Source organism: Deinococcus sp. Arct2-2 (assembly GCF_004801315.1).
In the GTDB taxonomy this organism is placed as follows: Bacteria; Deinococcota; Deinococci; order Deinococcales; family Deinococcaceae; genus Deinococcus.
Window position 1 is genome coordinate 1 of record NZ_SSNW01000024.1, and the last position, 22,827, is coordinate 22,827.

General features: G+C 52.5%; 20 protein-coding genes. 5 read left to right on the forward strand and 15 right to left on the reverse strand.

Annotated elements, in window-relative coordinates; all coding sequences use genetic code 11:
- Window positions 1-486: 486 nt before the first annotated feature.
- Window positions 487-1,866, forward strand: coding sequence for an IS701 family transposase (locus E7T06_RS11420; RefSeq protein WP_136365919.1), 1,380 nt, complete (start codon window positions 487-489; stop codon window positions 1,864-1,866).
- 270 nt (window positions 1,867-2,136) lie between these two features.
- Here E7T06_RS11420 and E7T06_RS11425 read toward each other — a convergent pair whose 3' ends face one another.
- The 13 genes from E7T06_RS11425 to E7T06_RS11485 all read right to left on the reverse strand — a co-directional run bounded on the left by E7T06_RS11425 (window position 2,137) and on the right by E7T06_RS11485 (window position 15,347).
- Entirely contained in the window at window positions 2,137-2,511 is a 375-nt protein-coding gene (locus tag E7T06_RS11425; protein WP_346763204.1) for a transposase family protein, read from the reverse strand.
- Complete coding sequence (locus tag E7T06_RS11430; RefSeq protein ID WP_240741010.1) at window positions 2,505-2,948, reverse strand: transposase family protein; 444 nt, start codon at window positions 2,946-2,948, stop codon at window positions 2,505-2,507. Before E7T06_RS11430 ends, E7T06_RS11425 begins: the two co-directional genes overlap by 7 nt.
- Window positions 2,949-3,080: 132 nt before the next feature.
- Window positions 3,081-4,841, reverse strand: a complete 1,761-nt coding sequence (locus tag E7T06_RS22085) for a sugar transferase (RefSeq protein ID WP_136365920.1) — start codon at window positions 4,839-4,841, stop codon at window positions 3,081-3,083.
- 25 nt (window positions 4,842-4,866) lie between these two features.
- The gene (galE, locus tag E7T06_RS11440; RefSeq protein ID WP_136365921.1) at window positions 4,867-5,862 is read right to left on the reverse strand and encodes a UDP-glucose 4-epimerase GalE; all 996 of its coding nucleotides are present in this window, start codon (window positions 5,860-5,862) and stop codon (window positions 4,867-4,869) included.
- The gene (locus E7T06_RS11445) at window positions 5,859-6,923 is read right to left on the reverse strand and encodes a glycosyltransferase family 4 protein (RefSeq protein WP_136365922.1); all 1,065 of its coding nucleotides are present in this window, start codon (window positions 6,921-6,923) and stop codon (window positions 5,859-5,861) included. The genes galE and E7T06_RS11445 overlap by 4 nt, the downstream gene beginning before the upstream one ends.
- Window positions 6,920-7,852: a glycosyltransferase family 2 protein gene (locus E7T06_RS11450; RefSeq protein WP_136365923.1), complete on the reverse strand. Its 933-nt coding sequence runs from the start codon at window positions 7,850-7,852 to the stop codon at window positions 6,920-6,922. The genes E7T06_RS11445 and E7T06_RS11450 overlap by 4 nt, the downstream gene beginning before the upstream one ends.
- Window positions 7,830-9,020, reverse strand: a complete 1,191-nt coding sequence (locus tag E7T06_RS11455; RefSeq protein ID WP_136365924.1) for an O-antigen polymerase — start codon at window positions 9,018-9,020, stop codon at window positions 7,830-7,832. The genes E7T06_RS11450 and E7T06_RS11455 overlap by 23 nt, the downstream gene beginning before the upstream one ends.
- Complete coding sequence (locus E7T06_RS11460) at window positions 9,014-10,048, reverse strand: glycosyltransferase family 4 protein (protein WP_136365925.1); 1,035 nt, start codon at window positions 10,046-10,048, stop codon at window positions 9,014-9,016. Before E7T06_RS11460 ends, E7T06_RS11455 begins: the two co-directional genes overlap by 7 nt.
- Window positions 10,038-11,246, reverse strand: a complete 1,209-nt coding sequence (locus E7T06_RS11465) for a hypothetical protein (RefSeq protein WP_136365926.1) — start codon at window positions 11,244-11,246, stop codon at window positions 10,038-10,040. The genes E7T06_RS11460 and E7T06_RS11465 overlap by 11 nt, the downstream gene beginning before the upstream one ends.
- Window positions 11,247-11,798, reverse strand: coding sequence for a dTDP-4-dehydrorhamnose 3,5-epimerase family protein (locus E7T06_RS11470; protein WP_136365927.1), 552 nt, complete (start codon window positions 11,796-11,798; stop codon window positions 11,247-11,249).
- Window positions 11,795-12,706, reverse strand: a complete 912-nt coding sequence (rfbA, locus tag E7T06_RS11475) for a glucose-1-phosphate thymidylyltransferase RfbA (RefSeq protein ID WP_136365928.1) — start codon at window positions 12,704-12,706, stop codon at window positions 11,795-11,797. The genes E7T06_RS11470 and rfbA overlap by 4 nt, the downstream gene beginning before the upstream one ends.
- Window positions 12,703-13,725, reverse strand: a complete 1,023-nt coding sequence (rfbB, locus tag E7T06_RS11480; protein ID WP_136365929.1) for a dTDP-glucose 4,6-dehydratase — start codon at window positions 13,723-13,725, stop codon at window positions 12,703-12,705. Before rfbB ends, rfbA begins: the two co-directional genes overlap by 4 nt.
- Complete coding sequence (locus E7T06_RS11485) at window positions 13,722-15,347, reverse strand: AAA family ATPase (protein WP_136365930.1); 1,626 nt, start codon at window positions 15,345-15,347, stop codon at window positions 13,722-13,724. Before E7T06_RS11485 ends, rfbB begins: the two co-directional genes overlap by 4 nt.
- A 272-nt stretch (window positions 15,348-15,619) precedes the next feature.
- Between E7T06_RS11485 and E7T06_RS11490 the strand changes: the two genes are divergently transcribed.
- The gene (locus E7T06_RS11490; protein WP_205750909.1) at window positions 15,620-17,137 is read left to right on the forward strand and encodes a transposase; all 1,518 of its coding nucleotides are present in this window, start codon (window positions 15,620-15,622) and stop codon (window positions 17,135-17,137) included.
- A 162-nt stretch (window positions 17,138-17,299) separates the two neighbouring features.
- Here the strand turns inward: E7T06_RS11490 and E7T06_RS11495 are convergent, their stop codons facing one another.
- A complete protein-coding gene (locus E7T06_RS11495; protein WP_136365931.1) occupies window positions 17,300-17,776 on the reverse strand; it encodes a transposase in 477 nt (158 codons plus the stop codon).
- A 345-nt stretch (window positions 17,777-18,121) separates the two neighbouring features.
- On the reverse strand, window positions 18,122-19,066 hold the full coding sequence (locus E7T06_RS11500) for a transposase (RefSeq protein WP_136365932.1): 945 nt from the start codon (window positions 19,064-19,066) through the stop codon (window positions 18,122-18,124).
- 277 nt (window positions 19,067-19,343) lie between these two features.
- Between E7T06_RS11500 and E7T06_RS11505 the strand changes: the two genes are divergently transcribed.
- The 3 genes from E7T06_RS11505 to E7T06_RS11515 all read left to right on the forward strand — a co-directional run bounded on the left by E7T06_RS11505 (window position 19,344) and on the right by E7T06_RS11515 (window position 22,698).
- On the forward strand, window positions 19,344-20,756 hold the full coding sequence (locus tag E7T06_RS11505; RefSeq protein WP_168733497.1) for an IS66 family transposase: 1,413 nt from the start codon (window positions 19,344-19,346) through the stop codon (window positions 20,754-20,756).
- Window positions 20,757-20,878: 122 nt separating this feature from the next.
- Window positions 20,879-21,919 carry a hypothetical protein gene (locus E7T06_RS11510; protein WP_136365934.1) on the forward strand — a complete coding sequence of 347 codons (1,041 nt, stop codon included), beginning with the start codon at window positions 20,879-20,881 and terminating at the stop codon, window positions 21,917-21,919.
- On the forward strand, window positions 21,901-22,698 hold the full coding sequence (locus tag E7T06_RS11515) for a hypothetical protein (RefSeq protein ID WP_136365935.1): 798 nt from the start codon (window positions 21,901-21,903) through the stop codon (window positions 22,696-22,698). The genes E7T06_RS11510 and E7T06_RS11515 overlap by 19 nt, the downstream gene beginning before the upstream one ends.
- Window positions 22,699-22,827: the final 129 nt, after the last annotated feature.

Below are 22,827 nucleotides of genomic sequence, written 5' to 3' on the forward strand. Positions count from 1 at the left end.
CCCACGAAGTACACTCGACTCATCAGAGTGGTGCGCTAGCAACTTGAACTCGCCTTTTATGTGGTAACTGATGAAAATAATCTTACCTACCAAGTCAGGCACGGATATCTTGATCGCAACCTAAAAAAGACATCAAGACATGGCCCGTACCTTAATAACTTGAGCTGGAACCCCACGGCAGTGACCTCATCAGAAAGAGACTTTGTGAATGTTGCGCCAGCACCGATGGTACTCCAGCTGCCAACGGTTACGCTAGGTACATACGATGATCCTATACCCCCAAAAACGCTTTCTTCAAAATAAACATTGCCTGCGAGGTGGCAGTCCGGCGCGACATGCACAAAATTGTTGAGTTTGGATTCATGATCTACACTCGCCATCGTATTGACGATGACATGACTTTCTAATCGGACAATAGGTTGCAAAACCGCTCCAGCCATGACTATTGGTAGTCCATTGACTCATGAAATGGGTGCAAGCTAGGGAATGAACACCCAGCAACTCATTCCTGAACCGTTGGAGCAGTATTGCCAGCTGTTCGACGCGGCGTTTACGCGTCCCATACAGCAAGCCACGTTTCGAACGTATCTGCAAGGTCTTCTCCTGGGAACGGAACGTCACAAAACGGCGACGGGACTCGCGAATACTGAACCGGGTCAACTAGGCAGCCGACACAAAGACGCACAGCGTGTTCAGTGGTTCTTGTCTGAAAGCACTTGGGATCCGGAAGAGTTGAATGACCTGCGCTTGGCCATGCTGTGTAGGCTGGCCAGTACTGCGCCGTGTGACGGCGCGGTGCTGGTCATTGACGAGACAGGCGACCGGAAATACGGCACGCACACTGTGCATGTCGGTCGCCAGTACTTAGGAAGTTTGGGCAAGGTCGATTCGGGCATCATGACCGTCCATGTGCTGTATGACACGCCAAATGCATATGTTCCCCTCAAATTTGTGCCGTATACACCAGCACATCACTTTGAACGCAAGACCAATGATCCCACGTTCAAAACCAAGCCCCAACTTGCCATTGACATGATTGATGCGGTCCGGGCCGATTGGCCGTATCGGGCAGTGGTTGCGGATAGCTTCTCCGGGCGGAACGAGGTCTTCCAGACCCACCTGATCCGTCAACACATTCCCTTCGTGTTGGCCCTGCCCGCATCCCACACGTGGTGGCATACCGCAGATCAGCCAGGGAGTGCCCTGGAACTGGCGCTGCGTGCAGCGCCAGAGGCCTGGCAGCCTCTCCTGCGCACCTATGCCGATGGGCATCAAGAGATCAAATGGGTCGCCGAACTTCAGGGCGGCCCCTTCGGGCCGCACCACACTTTTCGGCTGATTGTCGTCACGCCGGATCCGGTGGCGTTGCCAGAGGATCGCACGGAGTATCTGATTTCCAATCTGCGTACGGATGACCAGGACACCCGGGTGTGGCATGCCAAGACGCCGCCAGCGACGCTGTTAGAGATCGCCTTGCTGGATTCCCGGCGTCCTCGAATTGAACAGGCCTACCGCGAGGTGAAGCAGCATGTGGGCTGGACACACGGTCAGGCACGCTCAGACCTGGCCCTCCGACGCCATTGGAACCTCGTCTGCGTCGCGTTCTGTTTCTTGTCTTGGGAGGCGGCACAGCCCACGGATGACCCTCCCACGACCGAGCCGCACGACGATCACCACCCCTCAGCAGCGGCTCAGCCGCCGCCGACCTGGAGTGCCGCTCTGCGTCGCGTCCGTTGTTATGTGGAACCCTTTGTCTGGATCTGGCGAGCGTGGCGTGCCTTTACAACGGCTGAACCACCCAAGACACTGCTCGCGTTGCTTAGGTCTGTGGCACAAGGGCAGCCTCTCTCGCTCTATGTCACGTAAATGCCGTACACAAGGGCCTTCTTCAAAGTCAACGGACTACCAATAAGCACCACATTGGGTGCAGCTCAAGCTGTTGGGCGAATCAACCATTAGACGTCATGCCAACGCACGGCCACCCTTTGCCAAGTGGCATTGTCGCCAATGGCAATGACGGCCACGGTATCTCGCCCATCTAGCAACTCCTGAAGTTTTCTTACAACAGGATGAGTCAGAACACTTGAGCCTTACTAGACCTCTTGCGAAAGTCAGGCGGGACGTGCGCGGGTGAGGTTATAGAGCGCCGCGATCAGCTGAACCCAGAGTGTAAACCGACGCCGCCGACGTCGGTACACGCCCCAGTACGTGGAAGATCTTCAGGCGACGGATGACCTGCTCGATCCCCTGCCTGGTCTGCGCCAGTACGCGGTTTTCCTGGCGCTGGTCGGCGGAAAGGGGTGACGCGCGCGTCGCCTTATGGATGGTGATGGCGTACCTGTGGCTTCTCCACAGGCCCTGATACCCGGCATCCCCGATCAGGGCCGTATCGTGAGGAAAACGCACCCCCGACTGACGGAACAGCTTCAGGTTATGACGCGCCCCAGCACTCGTGGCCGTGCCCAGGATGCGCTGAGCCACGGTGCAGATCAGCAGCTGACATTTCAGGATGTGGCGCTTTTTCTTGCCGCTGTACCAGCGGCGCTGCTTTTTTTGGGCCGTTCACACGGCACTTCGGAAGCATCGATGCGGGCGATGCTGTAGACGAATTGCGCTTCCTGGAACACGCATTTCTTGGGCATCTGGAACTGCGCACTGGCGGTCAGGGCCGCTTCCACGCGTTCCACCGTGCCGTGCACGCCATCGTAATGCACACCCCAGTCGTCCCCGAGGTGTACGAAGGTCCGGTATTCACGCCAGAATTCTAGCGTCAAGAGGAGTTGTTCAGCCACGCTGAGCGCGGCTGGGCGGCCAGCTTTCTTCTTTTGTCCTTCGCCGAGGGTCAGTACCTCTTCCATCTCGGCAAAAGGTTCTGGATAGACCCCGATGCGTCGACGAAACTGCTTGCGGTTCATCTTCAGGGTGCGTGTCAGACGGTCTCGCTCCACGCTGCCAGCTGAGCCCAAGACTTTCGCAAGAGGTCTACTGTTTGGTACCGTCGTAAATCTCAGCGATACGGTGTCCAGCTGGCTCTGCCATAGCAATAACCACTTGGGCGTGTCCACCAGCACCTATGATATTTATTCCACCACAGACATAGAGGACTTCGCACCCTCAAATCGACTCATAGTTGCTTCTCCGGGCGCACTGATGCCATCCCGCTTCAATACCTTCTGCACTGTCATCCAAAGAATGCGGAGGTCAAGCAAAAACGAGCGATGATCGACATACCAAACGTCGTACTCAAACTTCTTTTCCCATGATAAAGCATTGCGCCCGTTGACTTGTGCCCAACCCGTAATTCCTGGTCGTACTTGATGCCTACGCGCCTGTTCGGGAGAGTACAAAGGAAGATATTCCATCAGCAATGGACGTGGGCCAACTAGGCTCATTTCACCACGCAGGACATTCACCAGTCCCGGTAACTCATCGAGACTGCTAGAGCGCAAAAACTTGCCAAAAGGCGTGAGGCGTTGCTCGTCGGGCAAAAGTCCGCCGTCTGAATCACGCTCATCCGTCATGGTTCGAAACTTGTGCATAATGAAGGGTTGACCACCCAAACCGGGGCGAATCTGCTGAAAAAGCACCGGACTTCCCAATTTGGATCGGATGATGAGGGCTAACACGCTTAGGGGGATCGCTAAAACGGCCAATGCTGAAGCTGAAATAACAGTGTCAAACCCTCGCTTCAGTGGCGCGAGACCACTCAACCTGCGCCATTCCAACAAATCATTATAGTAGTTTGACCAGCGCTGATGCACGTCCGCGGGAACGAACTCTGTTGCAACCCATGCACGACCGGCCGCTCCGCGCCTAATAGCCTCTTTTGGATCTGCCAGAGCTTCCGACAAAGCGTGAGCTAACGCTGCTGCATCTCCTACAGGAACGAGCCATCCCGTTCGTCCATCTCGTACTGCGTCACGCGCTCCGGTAGCGGTCGTCGTAACTAAGGGTACGCCCAAGGCTGCTGCTTCCAAAGCGACCGTGGGAAAACCTTCTCGGTAAGTGGGAAGAGCCAAAATAGTCATCAGGGGGTAATAAGGCGTCACGTCCTTAACGAAGCCTGCCTTGATTACACCTTCTTCTTGGTCTATTTCGTTACGTAGGGCAGGTGGTATTGGGTCACCTTCTTCATAGTCACCAACAAGTAACAGTTTGGACTCAGGGTGATGTTCTTTGAGGGTACGGAAGGCAGCCATAAGCTCTGCAATTCCTTTGTCTCTGGTGAATCGCCCGACGAAGCCTACAACAGGAGTATTGCTGGAGAGCGTGAATTTCTCTCGGAGAGCTAGAGTTTGATGTAAAAAATCTGGTAAATTTGGAATAGAAATACCATTGGCACTACCCGCACCAAGGACAATTGTTTTGTGCGCAGGAACGAGTCGGAGTTGAAGTATTTGGCCACGCAAACTCGGGCTGACACAAACAACTCGGTGTGCACAGGCCATTGCTATCCGCTCTGCCAAAGTTAGTATTCGGCGTTTGATGCCAGTCGTCGTTTCAAGACGTAAACCATGTACGGTATAGATGCGCAAAGGAATCTGGGCTGCCACTCCAGCCAACCCCCCTACTAGACCCGCTTTGGGAGTTCCAACATTCAAAACAGTTGGTCTAAATCGTCGTAACGTCTGGTAAGTCTGCCACAATGCTTGTAGATCGGAACGTGGGCTGATTTCACGTTCTATAGCCAGAGGAAAAGCCTGTGCACCCTCTTGCAGAGCAAATGCTTCCAATTGACCCACATTGCTCGGTGCGCTCGCCACTCCTGTACTCCAACCTTGGTTCTGTAGCTTAGCCAAATGACCGCGCAAGAATACCAAGCTTACAGAGGCAGTTACCATAAAGAAAATGGAAGGTGGGTTCGATTTACTCACGTTGTTTCCAAGAGTGTTGCCAAGTTAGAGCATCACGTATCCCCTGTTCTAACGTCAGTTTGGGCTGCCACCCTAAAAGGTCACGTGCCCGGCTCGTATCTGCATACGCTCCAGCCGTATCACCTGCACGCCTTTCACCTACCCGAACTTGGATAGGCAGCTCAGTAACCATAAGAAAAGCATCAACGCATTCGCGGACAGTCACACCTGAACCGGATCCAACATTGATAATGGTCAAGTCGCCACGAGGCTGTTCTGCGCCTGTGACATACATTAACGCTGCTAAGTGGGCTTGTGCCAAATCCCAAACGTGGATGTAATCGCGAACTGGGGTGCCATCACGCGTTGGGTAATCGTTCCCATTAATTACGAACTCACCACCATCTTTGGCAGCAAGGGCCGTCAGCTTACCCAAGATATGTGACGGATCAGTTTTATAAGGCCCAGATCGCATAGCAGGATCGGCGCCGATGGGATTGAAGTAACGCAGTGCCACAGCTGAGGTACCTGCCTCAATACACATATCACGTAAGACTGATTCAAACATCAGTTTTGAGCGAGCATACGGACTTAGAGGTTGTACAGAAGCCTCTTCAGTTAGCCCTGTAGATCCTGAACCACTCTCATACACTGCCGCCGTAGAACTAAAGATGACGTTCTTAATGCCACGTTTTTGAACCCAGTCGATTAGTGTAGCCGCTTTAAATAGATTTTCGGAATAATATACAAAACGAAGGCGCATAGATTCCTCGACATCTATGAGTGCTGCGAAATGCATTAGAACAGTAATATCAGGATGATCAGAGAACAACACTTCTAATAGAGCTGTATCTGCAATATCACCAATATACAGCGGATGGTGGGAGACAAATTCAGATTGACCCTGAATCAACGAATCTAAAACGATGGGCACATGACCCGCCTCAACTAGGGCCGAAACAACCGTACTACCGATGTAGCCTGCGCCACCTGTTACCAGTATTTTCATATGGTTTTCCATTTTACAGCATCGCGTATAACCGTCTCCATAACGTCTATCTGCGCGGCTAAGCTAAAGCGCTGTTCAATAATTCGGCGTGCGGCCAATCCGAGGGGACGCCCCAAATCAGGACGTGTCAACAGTGTAACTAGATGAGTTTCAAACTCTTCTTGGTTACTGGCTAGAAGCCCTGTTATGCCGTGCTTTAACACTTCTCTATTGGCTCCGATATCTGAACCAATACTCGGAATTCCAATAGCTCCATATTCTATAAGTTTGAATGCACATTTTCCACGAACGTAACTGTCTTCTCTTAACGGCATAACACCTATATCGAAATCCTGTAGATTGCGCAGTTCTGTATCAAGACTCCAGGGGATAAATTTTGCACCAACGGCCTCAGCACGTGCCTGTACGTCCAAACTCGCGATAACATGAAACTCGGCATTAAGACGTTTACATACACTTATGAGTCCTGGCAGAAAAGGTAGTAAATAATTCTCAAAAGTAGAAGATGTACCGATCCATCCAACAACTGGTCGAGCGTTCTGCCGTTGCTGATCTTTAACACGATATTTCATTGTGTCAACTACAGTCGGAATTACAGCAACATGCGTGGAGGGAGAAATCAAGTTGACATATGAGCTAAGATAACTGTTGCCAACTGTCGCGGCCACACTTCCTCTCAACAACAGATCTATGGAGTATTCAGTGAATACAGCATCATCCATATCGAATACGATAGGGAGTTTTGATCTCAGAAAAGCTTTATCAAAATATGCCTGGGCGAATGGTGCGGTCTGACGATGTACATAAATGAGGTCGTATCGAGATTGAGCTGTGCGGGCCTGTAGCAATCGTTTAAACGCGGCGGCACCCACCTGAGCCAGGACTACAGGATGATTCTTCGCACCATTCATTCGAAGTTGAAAGGCGAGAGGTGGGAGGAAAGGCTGAATATCTAAATCAATGCCACGGTCTCGCAAAGGTTTTTGATACGCGTATAGGCGATAGCGTGGGCTGGGGCCAGCAAGGGGATAAGGGGAGAGAGCAAGAACTCGTAAGTTCATTGTTTGACTCTACGGAACAATATATTAGGCAGATCTCTATAAAGCAATGTAAAACCTTGTAGTAAATCTTTCACCTGCGATCTATCGCCCTTCGAGATTAAGAAGATAAACCGCGCTATTGGCTCTAGCAATAAAGTATTGGCAAAATTTACCCCATTTGCAAGCGGTGTGAAATGCTTGCGCCCGTAAATTAAACGACTACGCAATAGATAATACAGCCTACGCCCTTTTATAGAGGATGTAGTCCCTTCTCCCTGATGCATCGCCTGAATGTGAGCAGCATATACACTTTTATAACCAATTTTGCGGGCTCTAAAGGCATAATCCACTTCTTCAAAGTATACGAAAAATTGTTCGTCAAAACCATTCAACTCTTTGAATAAATCCGACCTTGTAAGGAAAAACGCTCCTATTACTTGATCTACCTCCCTAGTGACGTTATGATCCCATTCCACCATATTATGACCTAAGATTGGAAATATCTTATCAATTCCCAAATTATGTGCTAAAAACATTCTGGCTTGTGGAAATCGAGCACTACTTTTTGTGATTTTATTATGTTCATCTAATAGTTGAATTCCTAATATACCGACTTTCAAGTTTTGAGGTAGCGACATAAAATCAACAGCCTCACTGATAGCATGGGATGTTACTTCCATATCAGGATTTAAAAAAAGTATTAATTCAGATTTTGCTTGTCTCGCACCTAAATTACAACCCGCAGCGAATCCAAGATTGATTTTTGAGCAAATGAGTGTTATACTCTCGCCAAACGTTTTGAGTAGCTCTAGAGAATTATCAGTAGATGCATTGTCCACCACAATTATCTCATATCTGTGATTCTTCTGACGTTCATTAAGAATCAATTTTGAGATCGTATTTTGAGTTAACGAATTACCGTTCCAATTAACTATGACTATTGATAACATCACTTTTCCTCCTTGAGTTTGTTAATCCCAGAACAGACACCCAGAACAACACTTGAAGCCAATAAGAGGTGATACTCACATACTGGTCACCACCATAGTGGGACAGCAGTGGGATTATGCTAAAAGCATACAACACTCGCCAAGTGTGCGATACCGTTTCTCTGCTATACAAAATAGCATGCTGCATTCCTAATATGATGGATACCAACAATACACCAAAGTAGCCACCAAATGTATAATATGGTGCCAAAAAGGTGTATAAATTTGTAGTAATAGGTGTTGAAATCTGCCCCAAGATGATGCTACCAGTGTCTATTTCGAATCCGAATGGTTTTAGAATCTGGGATATGCTATAGAGTATTCCATTTTGATTTGCTTTTGTCGTTTCTAGCATATTTATGGATATGTCAAATGCAATCGAAGGAGGCACCAAGTAATCTGAAATAGTGAATAAAAGAGAGGAGGAGGTTTTATTTAGAATTACACTTATTGATATAAAGATTATCAACGGCAGTAGAATGGTCGCTACTAACTTTAATCTATTCAGGCGGCGATAGCCGTAGGATAGAATCATATAGACAATAATTACTGAGATCATCTGACCGCGTGCAAGCGTTAAGGAGTGCAAAATAAAAGTTAGTGATAACGTCAGATAAAATATATTTCTAAGACGGGTGACTCCAGAATAGTACAGACTGCCCAAGTAGGCCATGAATATCAAAGAAAATGCAATCACGTATTGATAAACTCCAAGACTTATAAACTCAACTGAGCTTCTGTATCTAATGTTTACAAAAATATTTGAGGTAGGGCCATTGCGCCCAGTTTCTAGAATATAGTTTGCTATAAAAGGGCTTATAATCAAGAGGCTAAAGAATATTATATAAATGATTTGCGTGTTTATATTTTCCGTGGCTTTTGTACCAATAGATGGCAATTTTCTAATAATACTATTCATAGTGATTAAGCCAAAGCTAAAAATGAGCATATACGAGCAAAGAATAAGTTGCGAGGCAGTAGAGATAGTGAAATATCTGTCATTAAATAAGATATAAAAGAAGCCAACTAGAATCCACTGGGCAGAGAATAATGTTAATGGATTAACACGCCTACTGTTAAACAGTAGGCCAAAAGAAAAGCAGAATAGGGCGCAAATTAAGATCAGCATTTAAGCATATCTTCCAATTCACTGTCGCCGTGGTTATAGTCTATCAATAGCTTTCTCATAACTTCATAATTATCTTCCCTCATTTTGTTTAAGTTTAACGATTTAAGTATGTTGGTATCTCTTATATTAATGCATTTATAACCATAATCATAAAAATCACCAATTTCGGCATAATCAACCAATGGAATCACACCATGAGAAAGATATTCCATCATCTTAGTTGGCAAGGAAACATTGTTCAAGATCAAATCATCTCTAATTATATATCCAGCTAGAGAGCGCCTATATATTTCCACTAATTCCGACTTCTTTGCATTTGACACAAGCACATTCTTACAATCACTGAATCTTGTAGTAATATTATCTAATTCAGAAGTAGGAACATAAATTTCATGACTGATATCACTATTCTTGACTGTATCAATCATCTTGTCAATGTTCTGCCACTTTTGTGTTCCACCAACATATACGATAATATTTCTCTCAGTGGAATCTGGAGATATGTTCAATTCACCAATTAACGGAGCTACAATAAAACCCTGGCGCTCTCCGAAAGACTCCATCAAAAATTTTTGCATCGATTTCGTTACTACGACAATGTGTTTTGCTTTGGAATATAAAATTTTGCTAATTATTCTTTGAGCAAACGACCTTACCAATTTACCCTGAAATCTCAATTCCTCAGGTGCTAGTCCATGCACATCCCATATTATAGTCTTACGTAAGAAAAGAAAAGGAACGATTTTCTCAGCACTATATCCAGAGTGAATGTATAATTTATTAGATTTTCTTATAATATTATATATCTTAAAGAAATGCAATAATGCATTTCCCCTAAATACTTTAACATCGTCCCCTCTCTCTGATTCAAATATATCTATCCTATGTCTCAGGCGTTTGAATGACAAATCCAAATATATTCTAGAATTGGTCGACAAACTATCTACTTTGATTATTCTCTGCATCATGCCATCAGATTTTTCGTCAATTGTAGGGTAAGGACACACAAAAACCACTTCATATTCCATGGGTCAGCTCCTTCATTCGTTTAGAAATTATAAAAGACATGACAAACAAGCCACTAAAAATCGAAAGAGGCACTGCATAAACTCCAAAAGATTCGACTGAGACTACCGCTACGAAAATTGTAGTCAAAGAACCTTTATATTGCAGAATAGTTCTATAAGTGTTAAAATTCATAGAAGTCATTGTGTCAGCCGCCGCCGTGAAGATAGCAAAAAATGGTATCGATAACGTAAATGCCAGAGTAAGTAAGAATATATCAACTTCATCCTCAACAGCAAACTTTAGGAGAAAACCTCCCAGCAGCATGATAACAGATGAAATAAATGAGATTTTCAACGCAGTGCCACGCACGGCTCTACCTAATTCAATGACCTCATTTATGTTACGTAAAGCCGTACTAAACATAATTGGATACTGTGAAGAGAAGTATGATGATAGAGGCAGAATTCCGATATTGTAAATTCTATAAACGATGTAAAAAACTCCCAACTTATCAGCAGAGATTTGCTGAGATAAAATCAAACTCGGCACATTACCCGATAGAGCAACGGCTACAGAAGAAGCTCCAAACGCGATTCCAAATTTAAAGCGTTTATTTAAATTTATGCGCCTAAAATTAAGGCTAACCAACTTTTTAACTTGCGAAGCGAAAAACAGCGAAAATATACAGTTAAGAATGCAAACCATTAGCAACATTTTCTCTAGTTCTACAAAAGGCACCAATACGATGGGAAACAATCTATTCAAAATCCATGGAACATCTACGCGATTGATCAGAATATTTTGACTGTTTCTAATTACTAAGCTGTAATTTACGACAGCGAGTCGTGCTAAGATTAGCTCAGAAGTGATATAAAACAAAAATAGCGTTGGAGTAAAGTAGATATCAAAAAGATTAACGAAAATCGCACCAAAAGTGGTTATTAACACTAAAGCTATAAAAATTAGCGTAATGTTCTCTGCGACTGCCATCGGAATTTCAGATTCGCTGCCTTGAGACAATATATATTCGTATCCACCCCATTCAGTGAATGGGGCGAGTATCGCTATGGTTATCAATGCCACACTTAAGTAGCCAACAGCGGAAGATCCATAAACGAATGTCAGAACCAGAAGAAAGACTGCTTGTATCGCTGCCTTAATAATATTGTTGATGGAAATTACTCTAGGGCCACTATAGAATCTACTTACTAAAAACATTCAACCTCTATCCAATTCCCACACCTCAGTGCCGAAATAATCCCAACTCAATCGCCCTTCATTAGGTTCAACAATATTAAACTGAGAGTCCATTGTGTACAACAATGTCGCACCCTGCTCTGTCGCTTGGTAACCGTGCGCTACACCACTAGGGATGTACACCAGGGTTGGCTGCTCTCCGCTCAGCACCAGTTTCCGGCGAATACCCAATGTCGGACTGTTCTGGCGGCAATCAATCAACCAGATCATTAGCTGGCCCTGTATGACGCACCAAATCTCATTTTGCTCCTCTTTCACATGAATATGGAAAGCGTTGATGCGGCCCGGAGCAGCCCAAGACACACTGATCTGGCGCGGTTGTAGATTGCCTGGGAGGTTTTGAAATCCATCCTCGCCTAAGCGGGCATACTCCATAAACGCCCCATTTTCGCTACGATTCTTTTTCAACCCGTGTGTCCAGACTCCATCAATTTGAGGAGCAGGTGGATAGCTCTCGAATGACAGACTTTCAGCAAATGCTGGAGCAAGTTCAATTTTGTGTGGAGTGGTCATGCATGGCCTCTTTTTTCTTGACTGATTTTCAACAGGTACTTACCATATTGGTTTTTCGCCAACCGCTGTGCCTGCTCCAGCAGCATCTCTGTACTGATCCAACCACTCCGCCAAGCAATCTCTTCAGGCGAAGCGATTTTCAGGCCTTGGCGGTGTTCTATCGTCTGGATGAACAAACTGGCTTCCAGCAAACTTTCATGGGTTCCAGTGTCCAGCCACGCAAAGCCGCGCCGCATAGTCTGGACGTCGAGAAGTCCCTCCTGCAAGTAGTGCCGATTCACGTCAGTAATTTCCAATTCGCCGCGTGGCGATGGGCGGATCGACTTGACGATATCCACCACATTCTGATCATAAAAGTAGAGTCCAGTAATAGCGAAATCCGACTTGGGAACAACTGGCTTTTCTTCGATAGACAGCACTGAACCTTGATCGTCAAATTCGACAACCCCGTACCGCTCCGGATCACTGACCTGATAGGCGAAGACCGTTGCTCCTGTCATTTTGGTGTTGGCTGCCTGCATGAGGTCAGGCAGATCATTGCCGTGAAAAATATTGTCTCCCAAAATCAGAGCACTGTCATGACCCTGAACGAAGTCCTCACCGATGAGGAACGCCTGGGCCAATCCTTCGGGCTTCGGTTGTACGGCGTAATGCAGCTCTATACCCCACTGCGAACCATCGCCCAACAAGTGCTGAAAACGGGGAGTGTCATCAGGGGTAGAGATGATTAAGATTTCACGCATTCCGCCGAGCATCAGGCTGGTAAGCGGGTAGTAGATCATGGGCTTGTCATACACAGGCAACAGCTGTTTACTGACTGCCAGAGTTGCCGGATATAACCGTGTGCCGGAACCGCCCGCTAAAATAATGCCCCGACGCGTGTTGGGCACAGAAAGAGCTTCGGTCATACCTGCGGGCCAGCCAGACGCTTGGCGTACTGTTTTTCGTAATAGTCACGGAATTCGCCGCTGCGAATAGGAGCCCACCACGCTTGGTTGTCGCGGTACCAGCCTACCGCCTCGGCCACTGCCTGCCTGGGTTCGTAGCGGGGTTCCCACCCCAAAGCACGCAGTTTGTCCACATTCATGCTGTAGCGGCGATCATGCCCCGGACGGTCAGACACATGCCGGATCAGGCTGCGATCTCTACCCAACGTCTCCAAAACGATATCCACCATTTCAAGGTTCGTCATTTCCCGGCCCGTGCCTACATTATAAACCTGACCGATCTCACCCTTCAGCAACACAGCTTCTATGCCCGTGCAGTGGTCGTAAACGTGGGCATAATCGCGCATCTGTTGACCGTCACCGTAAACGGGCAAAGGCTCACCCAGAATAGCGTTGGTGCTAAAGAGCGGCACGGCTTTTTCAGGGTACTGGTACGGCCCGACGTTGTTGGCCCCCCGCGTAATAGTGACGGCCATACCATAAGTAATGGCATAGGCCTGAACCAACTGGTCGGCGGCGGCTTTGCTCGCCGCGTAAGGACTGCGGGGAGCCAACTCGTCGGTTTCGACGCTTTGGTGGTCGTCACGAATATGGCCATACACTTCGTCCGTGCTGATGTGATGTAGCCGGATATCCAGTTCACGGGCCACTTCCAACAAGACGTGTGTCCCCCGGACATTGGTATCAGTAAAGACCAGTGGGCCAAGAATACTCTGATCCACATGCGTCTCTGCAGCAAAATTTACGATCAGGTCTGTGGATTGACTCTGGCATGTTTGGCGAACCAGAGTTTGATCGCCAATATCACCCACCACCAATGAAAGCCTAGCATCAGCCCACAGGTCATCCAAGTTCTCTCGCCGCCCTGCATAGGTCAGTTTGTCGTAGACCACAATCTGATCTTCGGGATACTGCTCCAGCCAATAACGAACAAAATTGCTGCCGATGAACCCGCACCCACCTGTCACTAAAAGTTTCACGCTTTCACTTCCCCCCGAGCTTTGTAGCTGTACGAATACCCGTAACTCTTGTCTTCCCTCGCATCCGATTTATTAATAACACAGCCCATAATCTTCAGGCCACCACGTTCTGCACGGCGCAGGGCCGCACGAACCGACTGAGCCGGTGTGCGTCCATATTCACAGATCATCAGCACGGCGTCGGCATGTTCGCCCAAGACCAGACTGTCGGCTAGGGCCAGCAGCGGGGCACTGTCGATCAAGATCAGGTCGTAGCTTTGACGCCAGTGACCTAGGGCTTTGCCCAAATCCGCTTGGTTGAGCAAGGAAAGACTGTCATGCATGCTCGGCCCAGCGGGCAGCATGTCTACATTGTCTTCAACCTGCAAGACCTGTACGTTCTCAGGATTCTGGAAGGCTTCGCGGGTGCTGCGTGCCCCGCCTGTTCCCACCAATTGATGCCACTGTCCCGCCTCATTAAATTTTTCCCACACTGCTTGTTGAGTGCCCCGGCGCAAATCAGCGTCGATGATCAATACCCGCTGGCCGCTGGAGGCAAAACCGTCGGCAAGGGTGGCAGTCAAACTGCTTTTGCCTTCGCCGGGAGCAGTACTGGTGATCATCAAGATCGGGTGCTGCTTGCCCTGCAGAGCTGTCAAGACATTGACCCGCAAGAAGCCGATGGCTTCATAGAGTCCCGCCTGCCGCGCCGCACGCACGATACCGGTGAGCAGGATGTCACGTTGGCGCAGGCGCGGCACGACTGCCAGCGTCGGGAGATTGAGGCTCAGCAGATCGTCTTCATTGCGAATGGTGCGGTCGAGTACCGTGATTAGGGCCACAATACCAGCCGACAACAACAGACCCAGTAGTCCGGCCAATACGGCATTCCGGAGCGGTTTGGGCGATTGGGGTGCCCGGGGCTGGACAGCGTCCGACAAGCGGCTCAACACACCCACAGCAGACTCTTCCAGAATGATCACATTGGCCAAACTCGACTGCAAGTTGGCGCGGCGGGCAATCAGAGTCTGACGCTCAAGGGTCGATAGGGTATTTTGCTCACCCAGTTGCTCATCCAATTGGCCCAATTGGGCACGGAAGCCCGCTGCTGCACGACGGATGCTTTCCTTGGCCCGATCACCATCCCAATCGCGGAGGGCCTGACTGGCAAGATTGGCTAAGCTCGTGGCCGCCTCCGGAGTCTGTGCTCTGGCATTCAGGGTATAAATTCCGTTGCCACCGCTAAACTGATCGATTCTAGACACTAAGGTGACGGTCTTGAGCCGTTGCTCGCTGAGTTCTAAGTTCAGGTTTTTGGTGATCCGCGCCTTTTCCTCGGCGGACACACCCTCCTGAGTGCTGAAGGCAGTGATCAGAGGCACGATGACTTGGGTGCTCTGCAACGCCTGCTGCACTGCGCCCTCTGGCAGCGGCGGGGCTTTGACGGTCGCGCCGCCCAGCACAGGGTCACTACTGCCACTGTTAGCTGAAATCAGGGTGGCACTAGCAACGTACACCGGGGCCTGAGCACGCGACCAGAAATAGGTGGCCAATGCTAGTACTAGGGCCGTGCCCAAGATCCAGAATAAACGCCGTTGAAGTCCCCGCCACAGTGTGCTGAGATTGATTTCCCGCTCGGTCATAATGTCACCCCTGAAATCTTGGAGGCAGGCAGTTCCTCCCTGAAATTGGGGGTAACGCTCCGAAGATAAAACTGAATTATTTGACTTTGTCGTTTTGATCCCTGCACCGTCATCTGCGAGATGATACCCCATAAGATGACTCCTTCAGAACCTGATGGCCTCAGGACTGAGCTTGCCTCGATCTTGCGGCTCTTCCGCACTCCCGATGCCGCTGGTTTACTCGCTTCTCTGAAGCGGGCGTACCATGACCTCAGACGCAAGGAGGTCAGCCTATGAGCCTAAAGGACAGTCATCCCCGCTCCGTGCCAGAAGACACCGCCCGCATTGCCAAGGCGATCTTCAACAAAGGGCATCGTTACCTTTTGCTGCGCGACACTTTCGGTGATTTCTTCGACAGCGACGATTTCCGCACTTTGTTTCATGTTGAAGGCCGGCCGGCGGTTGATCCGGCGCAACTGGCGCTGATCACCTTAGTGCAGTTCGCTGAGAACCTCAGCGATGAACGTGCTGCGGATGCGGTTCGGGCACGCATAGACCTCAAATACTTACTGGCGCTGCCCCTTGATCATCCTGGCTTCGACGCCAGCGTTTTGTCCGAGTTCCGTACTCGTCTGATTAACGGGCACGGCGAGCAGTTACTGTTCGAGCGACTTCTAGAACGGTTTCGCGCGCAGCAGTTGCTGCGCGCTCGTGGTCGGCAGCGCACTGATTCAACCCATGTGCTGGCCGCTGTCCGGGCGCTGAACCGTGTGAGTTTGGTCAACGAAACATTTCGACACGCCCTGAACGTGCTTGCGATCGCGGCACCCGACTGGCTTGTGCAGCACACCCAGAAAGAGTGGGTGCAGAGATATGCCAGCCACTTCGACCTGCAGGCCGAAGTGGCCGAAGGCTGGCAAACGAGACGCGAAGCCTTGCTCGTTCAGGTGGGTGCAGATGGATACCAACTCCTGACAGACGTTCTGGCACAGGATGCGCCCCCCTGGTTAAGGGAGGTGCCCGCTATAAGTGTCCTGTGGAACGTCTGGCTCCAGAATTTCACACCGACTGAGGCGGGAAGACTGCGGTGGCGGACAGGAGATGAACTTCCGCCGAGCGCCGACTTTGTGAGCTCACCCTATGATGTTGACGCTCGATACAGCAAAAAGCGATCAACGTCGTGGGTCGGCTACAAAGTGCATCTCACAGAAATGTGTGATGACGACCTGCCGCTGCTGATCACCAATGTAGAAACGTCTCCTGCCACCACCCAAGATGTTGATGTGTTGGAAGACGTACACGATCACTTGGCGGGAAGAGTGCTGTTGCCTGAGTCGCATCTGGTGGATCTGGGCTATCTCAGCACAGGGTTGCTGGTGAGCGAGCAGAAGGCTCATCAGTTGAAGCTGATCGGGCCGGCCCGATCAGACGAGCGGTGGCAAGCGAGGGCTGGAAAGGGATGTGCAGCAGAGCATTTCAAGATCGACTGGGAGGCACAGATACTGACCTGCCCTGCGGGGCAAGTCAGTGCGAGTTGGACGGACGCACGGGATGCCCGCCAACGAGCCGTAATCAAAATCAAGTTCTCAAGCACGCAATGCAAGAACTGTACCCTCAAAATGGACTGCACCACGGCGTACCGTCACGATTCAAGAAAAGGAGCGGCACCTGGCATTGTTGGAGTGGCGATCTTGGGCGCAGACCCAAGAGTTTGCGGCCCTTTACGCCAAACGCGCTGGAGTCGAAGGAACCATCTCTGTCGGCGTGCGGGTGACCGGCATGCGCCGGTCACGCTATTACGGGCTGGCTAAAACGCGTCTGCAACACCTCTGCACTGCCTCAGCGCTGAATTTGCTCCGTGTCGCAGATCATCTGGCTGGATGTCCCCGTGCCAAAACTCGCGTATCCGCATTCACACGCCTTCTGGCGCAGGTTGCCTGAGTAAGCCAGCGGCATCACTCCCGGTGCAGGTCTCAGGCAGCGAGGAGAACTCGCTTCCGAAGAAGTTCAAACGATCCTCGCCCGTACATCTGGCGCTTCACCAGCTTGATTCGATTGACAACACCCTCTGTGGGTCCGTTACTCCAAGGCAAGGTCACAGCCGCCAATAATGCGGCACGTTCTCGCGTCAACCCTATGGCGAAGGTGCGCACATCTTGAAATCCGCTCTTCCTCGCGGCTCTCAGCCATGCGTCCAGATCGGCTTCTGTTCCTCCAGGCATCAATTGACGGAAGCCCTGCGCCAGTTGGCGCAGGGCTTCCAAGTGCGGGCACTTCTCCTTGAGCTTGTCAAAGAGAAGCCGGTCGCGCTCCCGAAACTGTTCATCCCGCCGTAAAAGCAACCAGACGATTTGACCTGCCAAAAAATCGGATTTCTTCCATAACTCCTTAACAGCAGCCGAGTCTGTCCTCTGTGGTGGCTGCTCGGCCTCTTCAATTCGTCTCGCCAACGTCCATTGATGGACGCGCTTATAGCCATGTGGAGTATTTGATTAGCAATTGTGTTGATCGTCAAGTGGGACGTGAGGGACTCGGCTCAAGAGCAGCCAGCCCCCAGGCAAGGTCCCTTGACGGGCCTGCACGAGCTCTTGAGGCTCAAAAGGAGGCTGGCCACTCAAGACTAGCATTGCCTTCAGTTGCGGGGAACAGGTCACGATTCAGCACTGGTGGTGCTTGCTCAGGGGTAAAGGCCGAGGGGGTGGGCGGTGGTTGCACCGGCACACACGACGTGCCGGCACACCACACGACCCACCCCCTCGGTTGAGAAGGCGGCCAGGCGTGATGTCGGCCAGGATTTAAGCAGCGGGTTGAACATGCCAGGGGGCCTGATCACGCACCATGGCATTCAGGTAGACCAGCAGTTTGCGCATACAGGCGACCAGCGCGACTTTCGTCGGTTTGCCCTTGTGGATCAACTGATCAAACACGGTCTTGAGCGTGGGATTCCAGCGCACCGCTGAGACCGCTGACATGTAGAGCACTTGACGCACCTCAGCGCGTCCACCCCAGATTTTCCGGTGACCACGGGCTGTGCCACTGTCCCGGTTGAGTGGGGCGACCCCAACCAAGTTGGCAATCTTCTGTCTGGAGAGCGAGCCCAACTCCGGGAGTTGGGCGAGCAGCGTCAAGGCCATGACTGGACCGACCCCTGGGGCCGACGTCAACACGGTATACGTGGCCTGGAACTTCGGATCGTGTTGCACGGCGTTCTGAAGGGCCTGATCCAACTGTTTTCGGCGGCCTTCGAGATACAGGATGACCTCTTGCAGATCAGCCTGGACGTACGGATCCCGACTGCTGTGCAGTCGGTTGCGCTCCATCGTCAGCAGATCAACGACCTGGCGTCGACGGGCCAGCAAGGCTTCCAGCGCGCGTTGCGACGCCTCTCTGGGGACTTGGGCTTCGGGTTGCAGGGTTTGAGCAAACCTGGCCAGCAGCACAGCATCCATTCGGTCTGTTTTCGCGTGCTGGCCCAGTGCACGAGAGAAATGCCGAACCTGGCGCGGATTCAAGACCGTCACCGGCACCCCAGCATCGTGCAGGGCGAGCATCGCGGCCTGTTCCAGGCCGCCGGTCGCTTCCAGCACAACCAGTTGAGGCTGAACGTCTGAGAGACGAATCAGCAGTTCGGTGAGTCCAGGGGCGGTGTTCTCGACGGCGAAGACTTCGCCGCTGGGCAGCACCGCGACATCGAGGCGGGCTTTTGAAACATCAATCCCGACGAACATCTGTTCTGGCATACAGGTAGATCTCCGTCACCGATGTATGGGACAGGGTTCTGGCCAGCGCCAAGCTTGCTCATGCGAACTCCAGGGTTCAAGCAATTGTTCGGCCTGTCGGTCAGAACGGGTCTGACTCGGCGATCCATGCTAATCAACGGTCTTTTCGACCATGCGCCACGAGCGATCTACCGAGTCTCAGTCCCGACTCCAACATACAAGCGCTGTCGGTTCGGCGGTCAGGAGCAGGGTGATTGTGGGGATGACAGGCCGAGGTTGTGTCCGCTAGGCTAGCGTGGTGTCGGAGGAGTTGACTCGCGAAGCGTTGCTCCAGTTGCTTGCTGAGCAAGCAGCCCAAATTGCCGAGCAGGCTGCACAGATCAAGCTCCTGATTGAAGAGAATGCCCGGCTGAAAAAGCGGATAGAGCGGCAGGTGAAGCGGTACGTGGCGCCGCACAGCCGCGAAGCGCCCAAGGCTGACCCGAAACGACCGGGTCGACGAGTGGGGGAAGGGACGTTCACCTACAAGCAGGCTCCAGCGCGTGACACGGTCACGCGCGTCATTGACCTGGAACCCGCCAACCACTGCCCGTTCTGCCAGACGCCGTTGAATAGGGCAGCGTACAAGACGGATCTGGCGTTCATCACTGAGCTGCCTCTGGTGAAGCCTGAGATCACCCAGTACAACGTGCCCGTCACGACGTGCCCGAACTGTGGGAAGGATGTTCGAGGCGAACATCCGGAGCTGTGCCGCACGCAACGGGGCGCAACAGCCCACCGACTGGGTTCTCGCTTGATTGCCGCCATGCAGTACCTGCACCATGGGCTAGGTCTGCCAGAGCGAAAAGTGCCGGACGTGTTGCAGGCGCTGTGCGGCCTCTCAGTGACACAGAGTGCGGTGAATCAAGCCACCAGCCGCACAACAGCTGCTGGCACACCCATGGCGACGGCCTATCAGGGGATCAAGGACGCCGTTCAAGCCGCGCCCGTGATGCATCAGGATGACACTGGCTGGCGAATCAAGGGCGTGCAGGCCTGGCTGCAAGTGGCCTGCGCCCCGCAGCAGGTCTTGTTCCAGATCCGTACGCAGCACACCCACCAGCAGCTCAAAGAGCTGCTGGGAGAGACCTTTGGGGGCACGCTCGTGGCAGATCGATACAACGTCTACGATCATGCGGCCTTCACGACAGGCCAGCACCAGAAATGCATCCGGCACGTCATTCGCAACCTGCAAGAAGCCGTGGTGCTGCAAGAAGGCCGCCGTGGACAGGGGATCATGTACGCCACCCGGTTGCTGCAGGCCTTTGGGGACGCGCACAGCCTGCATTGGCAACTCAGCCGCAAAGAGATCACCCTGGTGCAGTACCAGGGCGCCGGGTACGCCATCCACACCTGCATCACCGGGCTCCTCGACCGTCCGCCGCTTCAGAGCAACGTCAATGAGCGGCTCCGCAAGGGATTGCTCAAACACCATCGGCGCGGGAACCTCTTGAGATTCTTGGACGACCCCAGCATCCCACCGACGAACAATGCCGCAGAGCGCGCTCTGCGGTCTGGGGTCATCGCCCGCAAGGTCTCGCAGTGCAGCAAAACCCAAGGAGGGGCTGACAGCTACGCCATGGTCAAAAGTGTGGTGGAGACGGCCAAGCGACAAGCACAGCACCCACTGGATGTCTTGGTCGGTCTGCAGGTTCGCGCGGCACCCCGCTGATTGCCTCACCACCTGCTGCCCTAGGGCTAATCAGATACGGGCTGGAAGACCTCGGATCGCTGGAGTTCCGCGCCTGGGTAGATCAGCGCAGAAGCCGGATCAGTGACCACCTCGAAGACCTGTTGACGCAGGTCTACCGGCGGTTCGAGCGGCAAGGGGAAGCGCAGGCCGCCGAATTGGTGCAGGCCCGCGCCGACCTGTTAGGCCTGAGCGTGCAGGGGGCCGGGGGGCCGGGCGCCCACAGTGCCGGCCCGCTCGCCGCGTTGTCTCTGCATCCTCCACTGCATTTTCAGTGGCCCGATACGGTAGCCGCTTTCCGAGGGGTCATGCAGGCAGCTCTGCACGCGCCTCAACTGGTGCTGTTTCGGGGCCACAGTGGCGCTCAGCGCCCTGTACTTCAGGCAGCGGTGTCGGGCACGCCTTGGCACCTCATCCAGCTTCAAGGATCGGCCCAGACCACCTTGCTCCGGGCCGCTCTCCTTCAAAACTTGGCCCGCTTGGTGCCGTCTGGGAGGGCCGCCCCCACCCTGCCGACTCACGGCGGCGGCGACCTGATCCAGATGGCCGACCTTTTGGAACGAACCGGCAAGCCGGTGGTGATCGCCGTTCACAACGCCGCCGAAGCCAGCGATTGGGTGACCAACGGCGTGCGGTTTACACTGGATTTGCCGCTGCCCCTGGTACTGGTGCTGTCTACTCCGCTTCAGCGTTCGCCGCAGGCGCTTCAGAGCGCGCTCGGTCAAGTGGACTGGACTCGCACCCACCGAATTTCAATGCTGCCGCTGGGGATTCAGGGCGTGTTGCAGGCGATGCGTGAACCACAACCCACAGGTCAACTCACACAAGACGCTTGGACACTGGCGGCGCGGTTGGCCCAGCAGTCGGAAGGCTCGCCGCTGTACGCACAGGCCCTCTTTCAGCAGCCCAGCAGCCAGAGCCGGATGCCCGACGAGATTCGGAGCGTGACGCTGTCGGAGCTGTCGTATCTGCCGGAAGACGTATTGGACAGTCTGTCGCGGCTGGCCCAGATTCATGACCGCTTCAAGCCCGAGGTGGCCGCCGCCGTGCTGGGCGACGCCGCCCCACGCCTGCTCAGTACGGCTATAAAACACGGCCTGTTGTTGGGGCCGGCACCACCGAAACCTTGCGCCTACCAGAACTGACCCACCGCCCCAGCGACGCCGAATCTCACTTGACGTTTGCCAGCGAAACCTTGCGCGTGGCGTTGGCCGGCTTACTGCCGGCGCCCGAACGGCAGGTGGTGCGCCGCCAATGGGCTGACTTGTTGCGGGCGCAGCGGCCCTTCCGGACGCCGCTGTCGGCAGGTGGATCGGCTGAAGACGCAGTGTGTGAAAGCGCAGTACCAGAAGTGTCAAAGGTTGCGCCGGCCGAAGCCGCAACACCCTCAAATCCAGCGGTTTCCCGTTTCACGCGCGTTCAAGTCCAGCCGCGTGCGCCTCTGGGTTTGGCCCTCGATCAGCCTCGGCGCGAGATCAGGACGGCCAACGGCTACCGGATCGCCCTCGCAAGCGGGATGTTGGAGGTGCTGCGGCGCGGGCTCGGGGGGCCGCCGCCTCTATTGGTGCTGGCGTGGCCCAAAGTGTCCGCCGGACGCTGGACATTGGTGGCCCGCCTAGACATGCTGAATCTCCCCACTGCCGACCTAGACGCCGCCCACCCCTACGCCTTGTCTATCCGCACCGGAGCAGCCGAGCGGGTATGCTATTCCACCGCGCCGCTGCCCGATCATCTGTGCGGCGCAGTGATTCACCGCTTCGGCGGCGTGCTGCCACTGGGCGGCTGGTTTCAGTTGTCGGGGCAAAGCGGGGCAGGGCCGCTGGAACTCACCTTCCGGGCAGTGGATCTGGCCCTCACGGTTCAGTCGCTGGGCTGCGAAGGCCAAGCGCCGCTGATGCCCCTGCCGGGCGAACCCTTTCACTGAGCAAGAATTGGCGACTCCATCGTCCCCACCCCGGCCTGAACGCGGTTCTTATGGACTCGCTCAAGGCCGCCCGCCTACAGAATCAGGCTGCCACCCGCTACAGTCAGGCGTCTTTCCACTCCTTCGCCC

Excerpts from the sequence above, each read along its gene's own strand:
- E7T06_RS11420 (WP_136365919.1), top strand. The coding sequence starts at position 487 with ATGAACACCCAGCAACTCATTCCTGAACCGTTGGAGCAGTATTGCCAG.
- E7T06_RS22085 (WP_136365920.1), bottom strand. The coding sequence starts at position 4,841 with ATGGTAACTGCCTCTGTAAGCTTGGTATTCTTGCGCGGTCATTTGGCT.
- galE (WP_136365921.1), bottom strand. The coding sequence starts at position 5,862 with ATGAAAATACTGGTAACAGGTGGCGCAGGCTACATCGGTAGTACGGTT.
- E7T06_RS11445 (WP_136365922.1), bottom strand. The coding sequence starts at position 6,923 with ATGAACTTACGAGTTCTTGCTCTCTCCCCTTATCCCCTTGCTGGCCCC.
- E7T06_RS11450 (WP_136365923.1), bottom strand. The coding sequence starts at position 7,852 with ATGTTATCAATAGTCATAGTTAATTGGAACGGTAATTCGTTAACTCAA.
- E7T06_RS11455 (WP_136365924.1), bottom strand. The coding sequence starts at position 9,020 with ATGCTGATCTTAATTTGCGCCCTATTCTGCTTTTCTTTTGGCCTACTG.
- E7T06_RS11460 (WP_136365925.1), bottom strand. The coding sequence starts at position 10,048 with ATGGAATATGAAGTGGTTTTTGTGTGTCCTTACCCTACAATTGACGAA.
- E7T06_RS11465 (WP_136365926.1), bottom strand. The coding sequence starts at position 11,246 with ATGTTTTTAGTAAGTAGATTCTATAGTGGCCCTAGAGTAATTTCCATC.
- E7T06_RS11470 (WP_136365927.1), bottom strand. The coding sequence starts at position 11,798 with ATGACCACTCCACACAAAATTGAACTTGCTCCAGCATTTGCTGAAAGT.
- rfbA (WP_136365928.1), bottom strand. The coding sequence starts at position 12,706 with ATGACCGAAGCTCTTTCTGTGCCCAACACGCGTCGGGGCATTATTTTA.
- E7T06_RS11485 (WP_136365930.1), bottom strand. The coding sequence starts at position 15,347 with ATGACCGAGCGGGAAATCAATCTCAGCACACTGTGGCGGGGACTTCAA.
- E7T06_RS11490 (WP_205750909.1), top strand. The coding sequence starts at position 15,620 with ATGAGCCTAAAGGACAGTCATCCCCGCTCCGTGCCAGAAGACACCGCC.
- E7T06_RS11500 (WP_136365932.1), bottom strand. The coding sequence starts at position 19,066 with ATGCCAGAACAGATGTTCGTCGGGATTGATGTTTCAAAAGCCCGCCTC.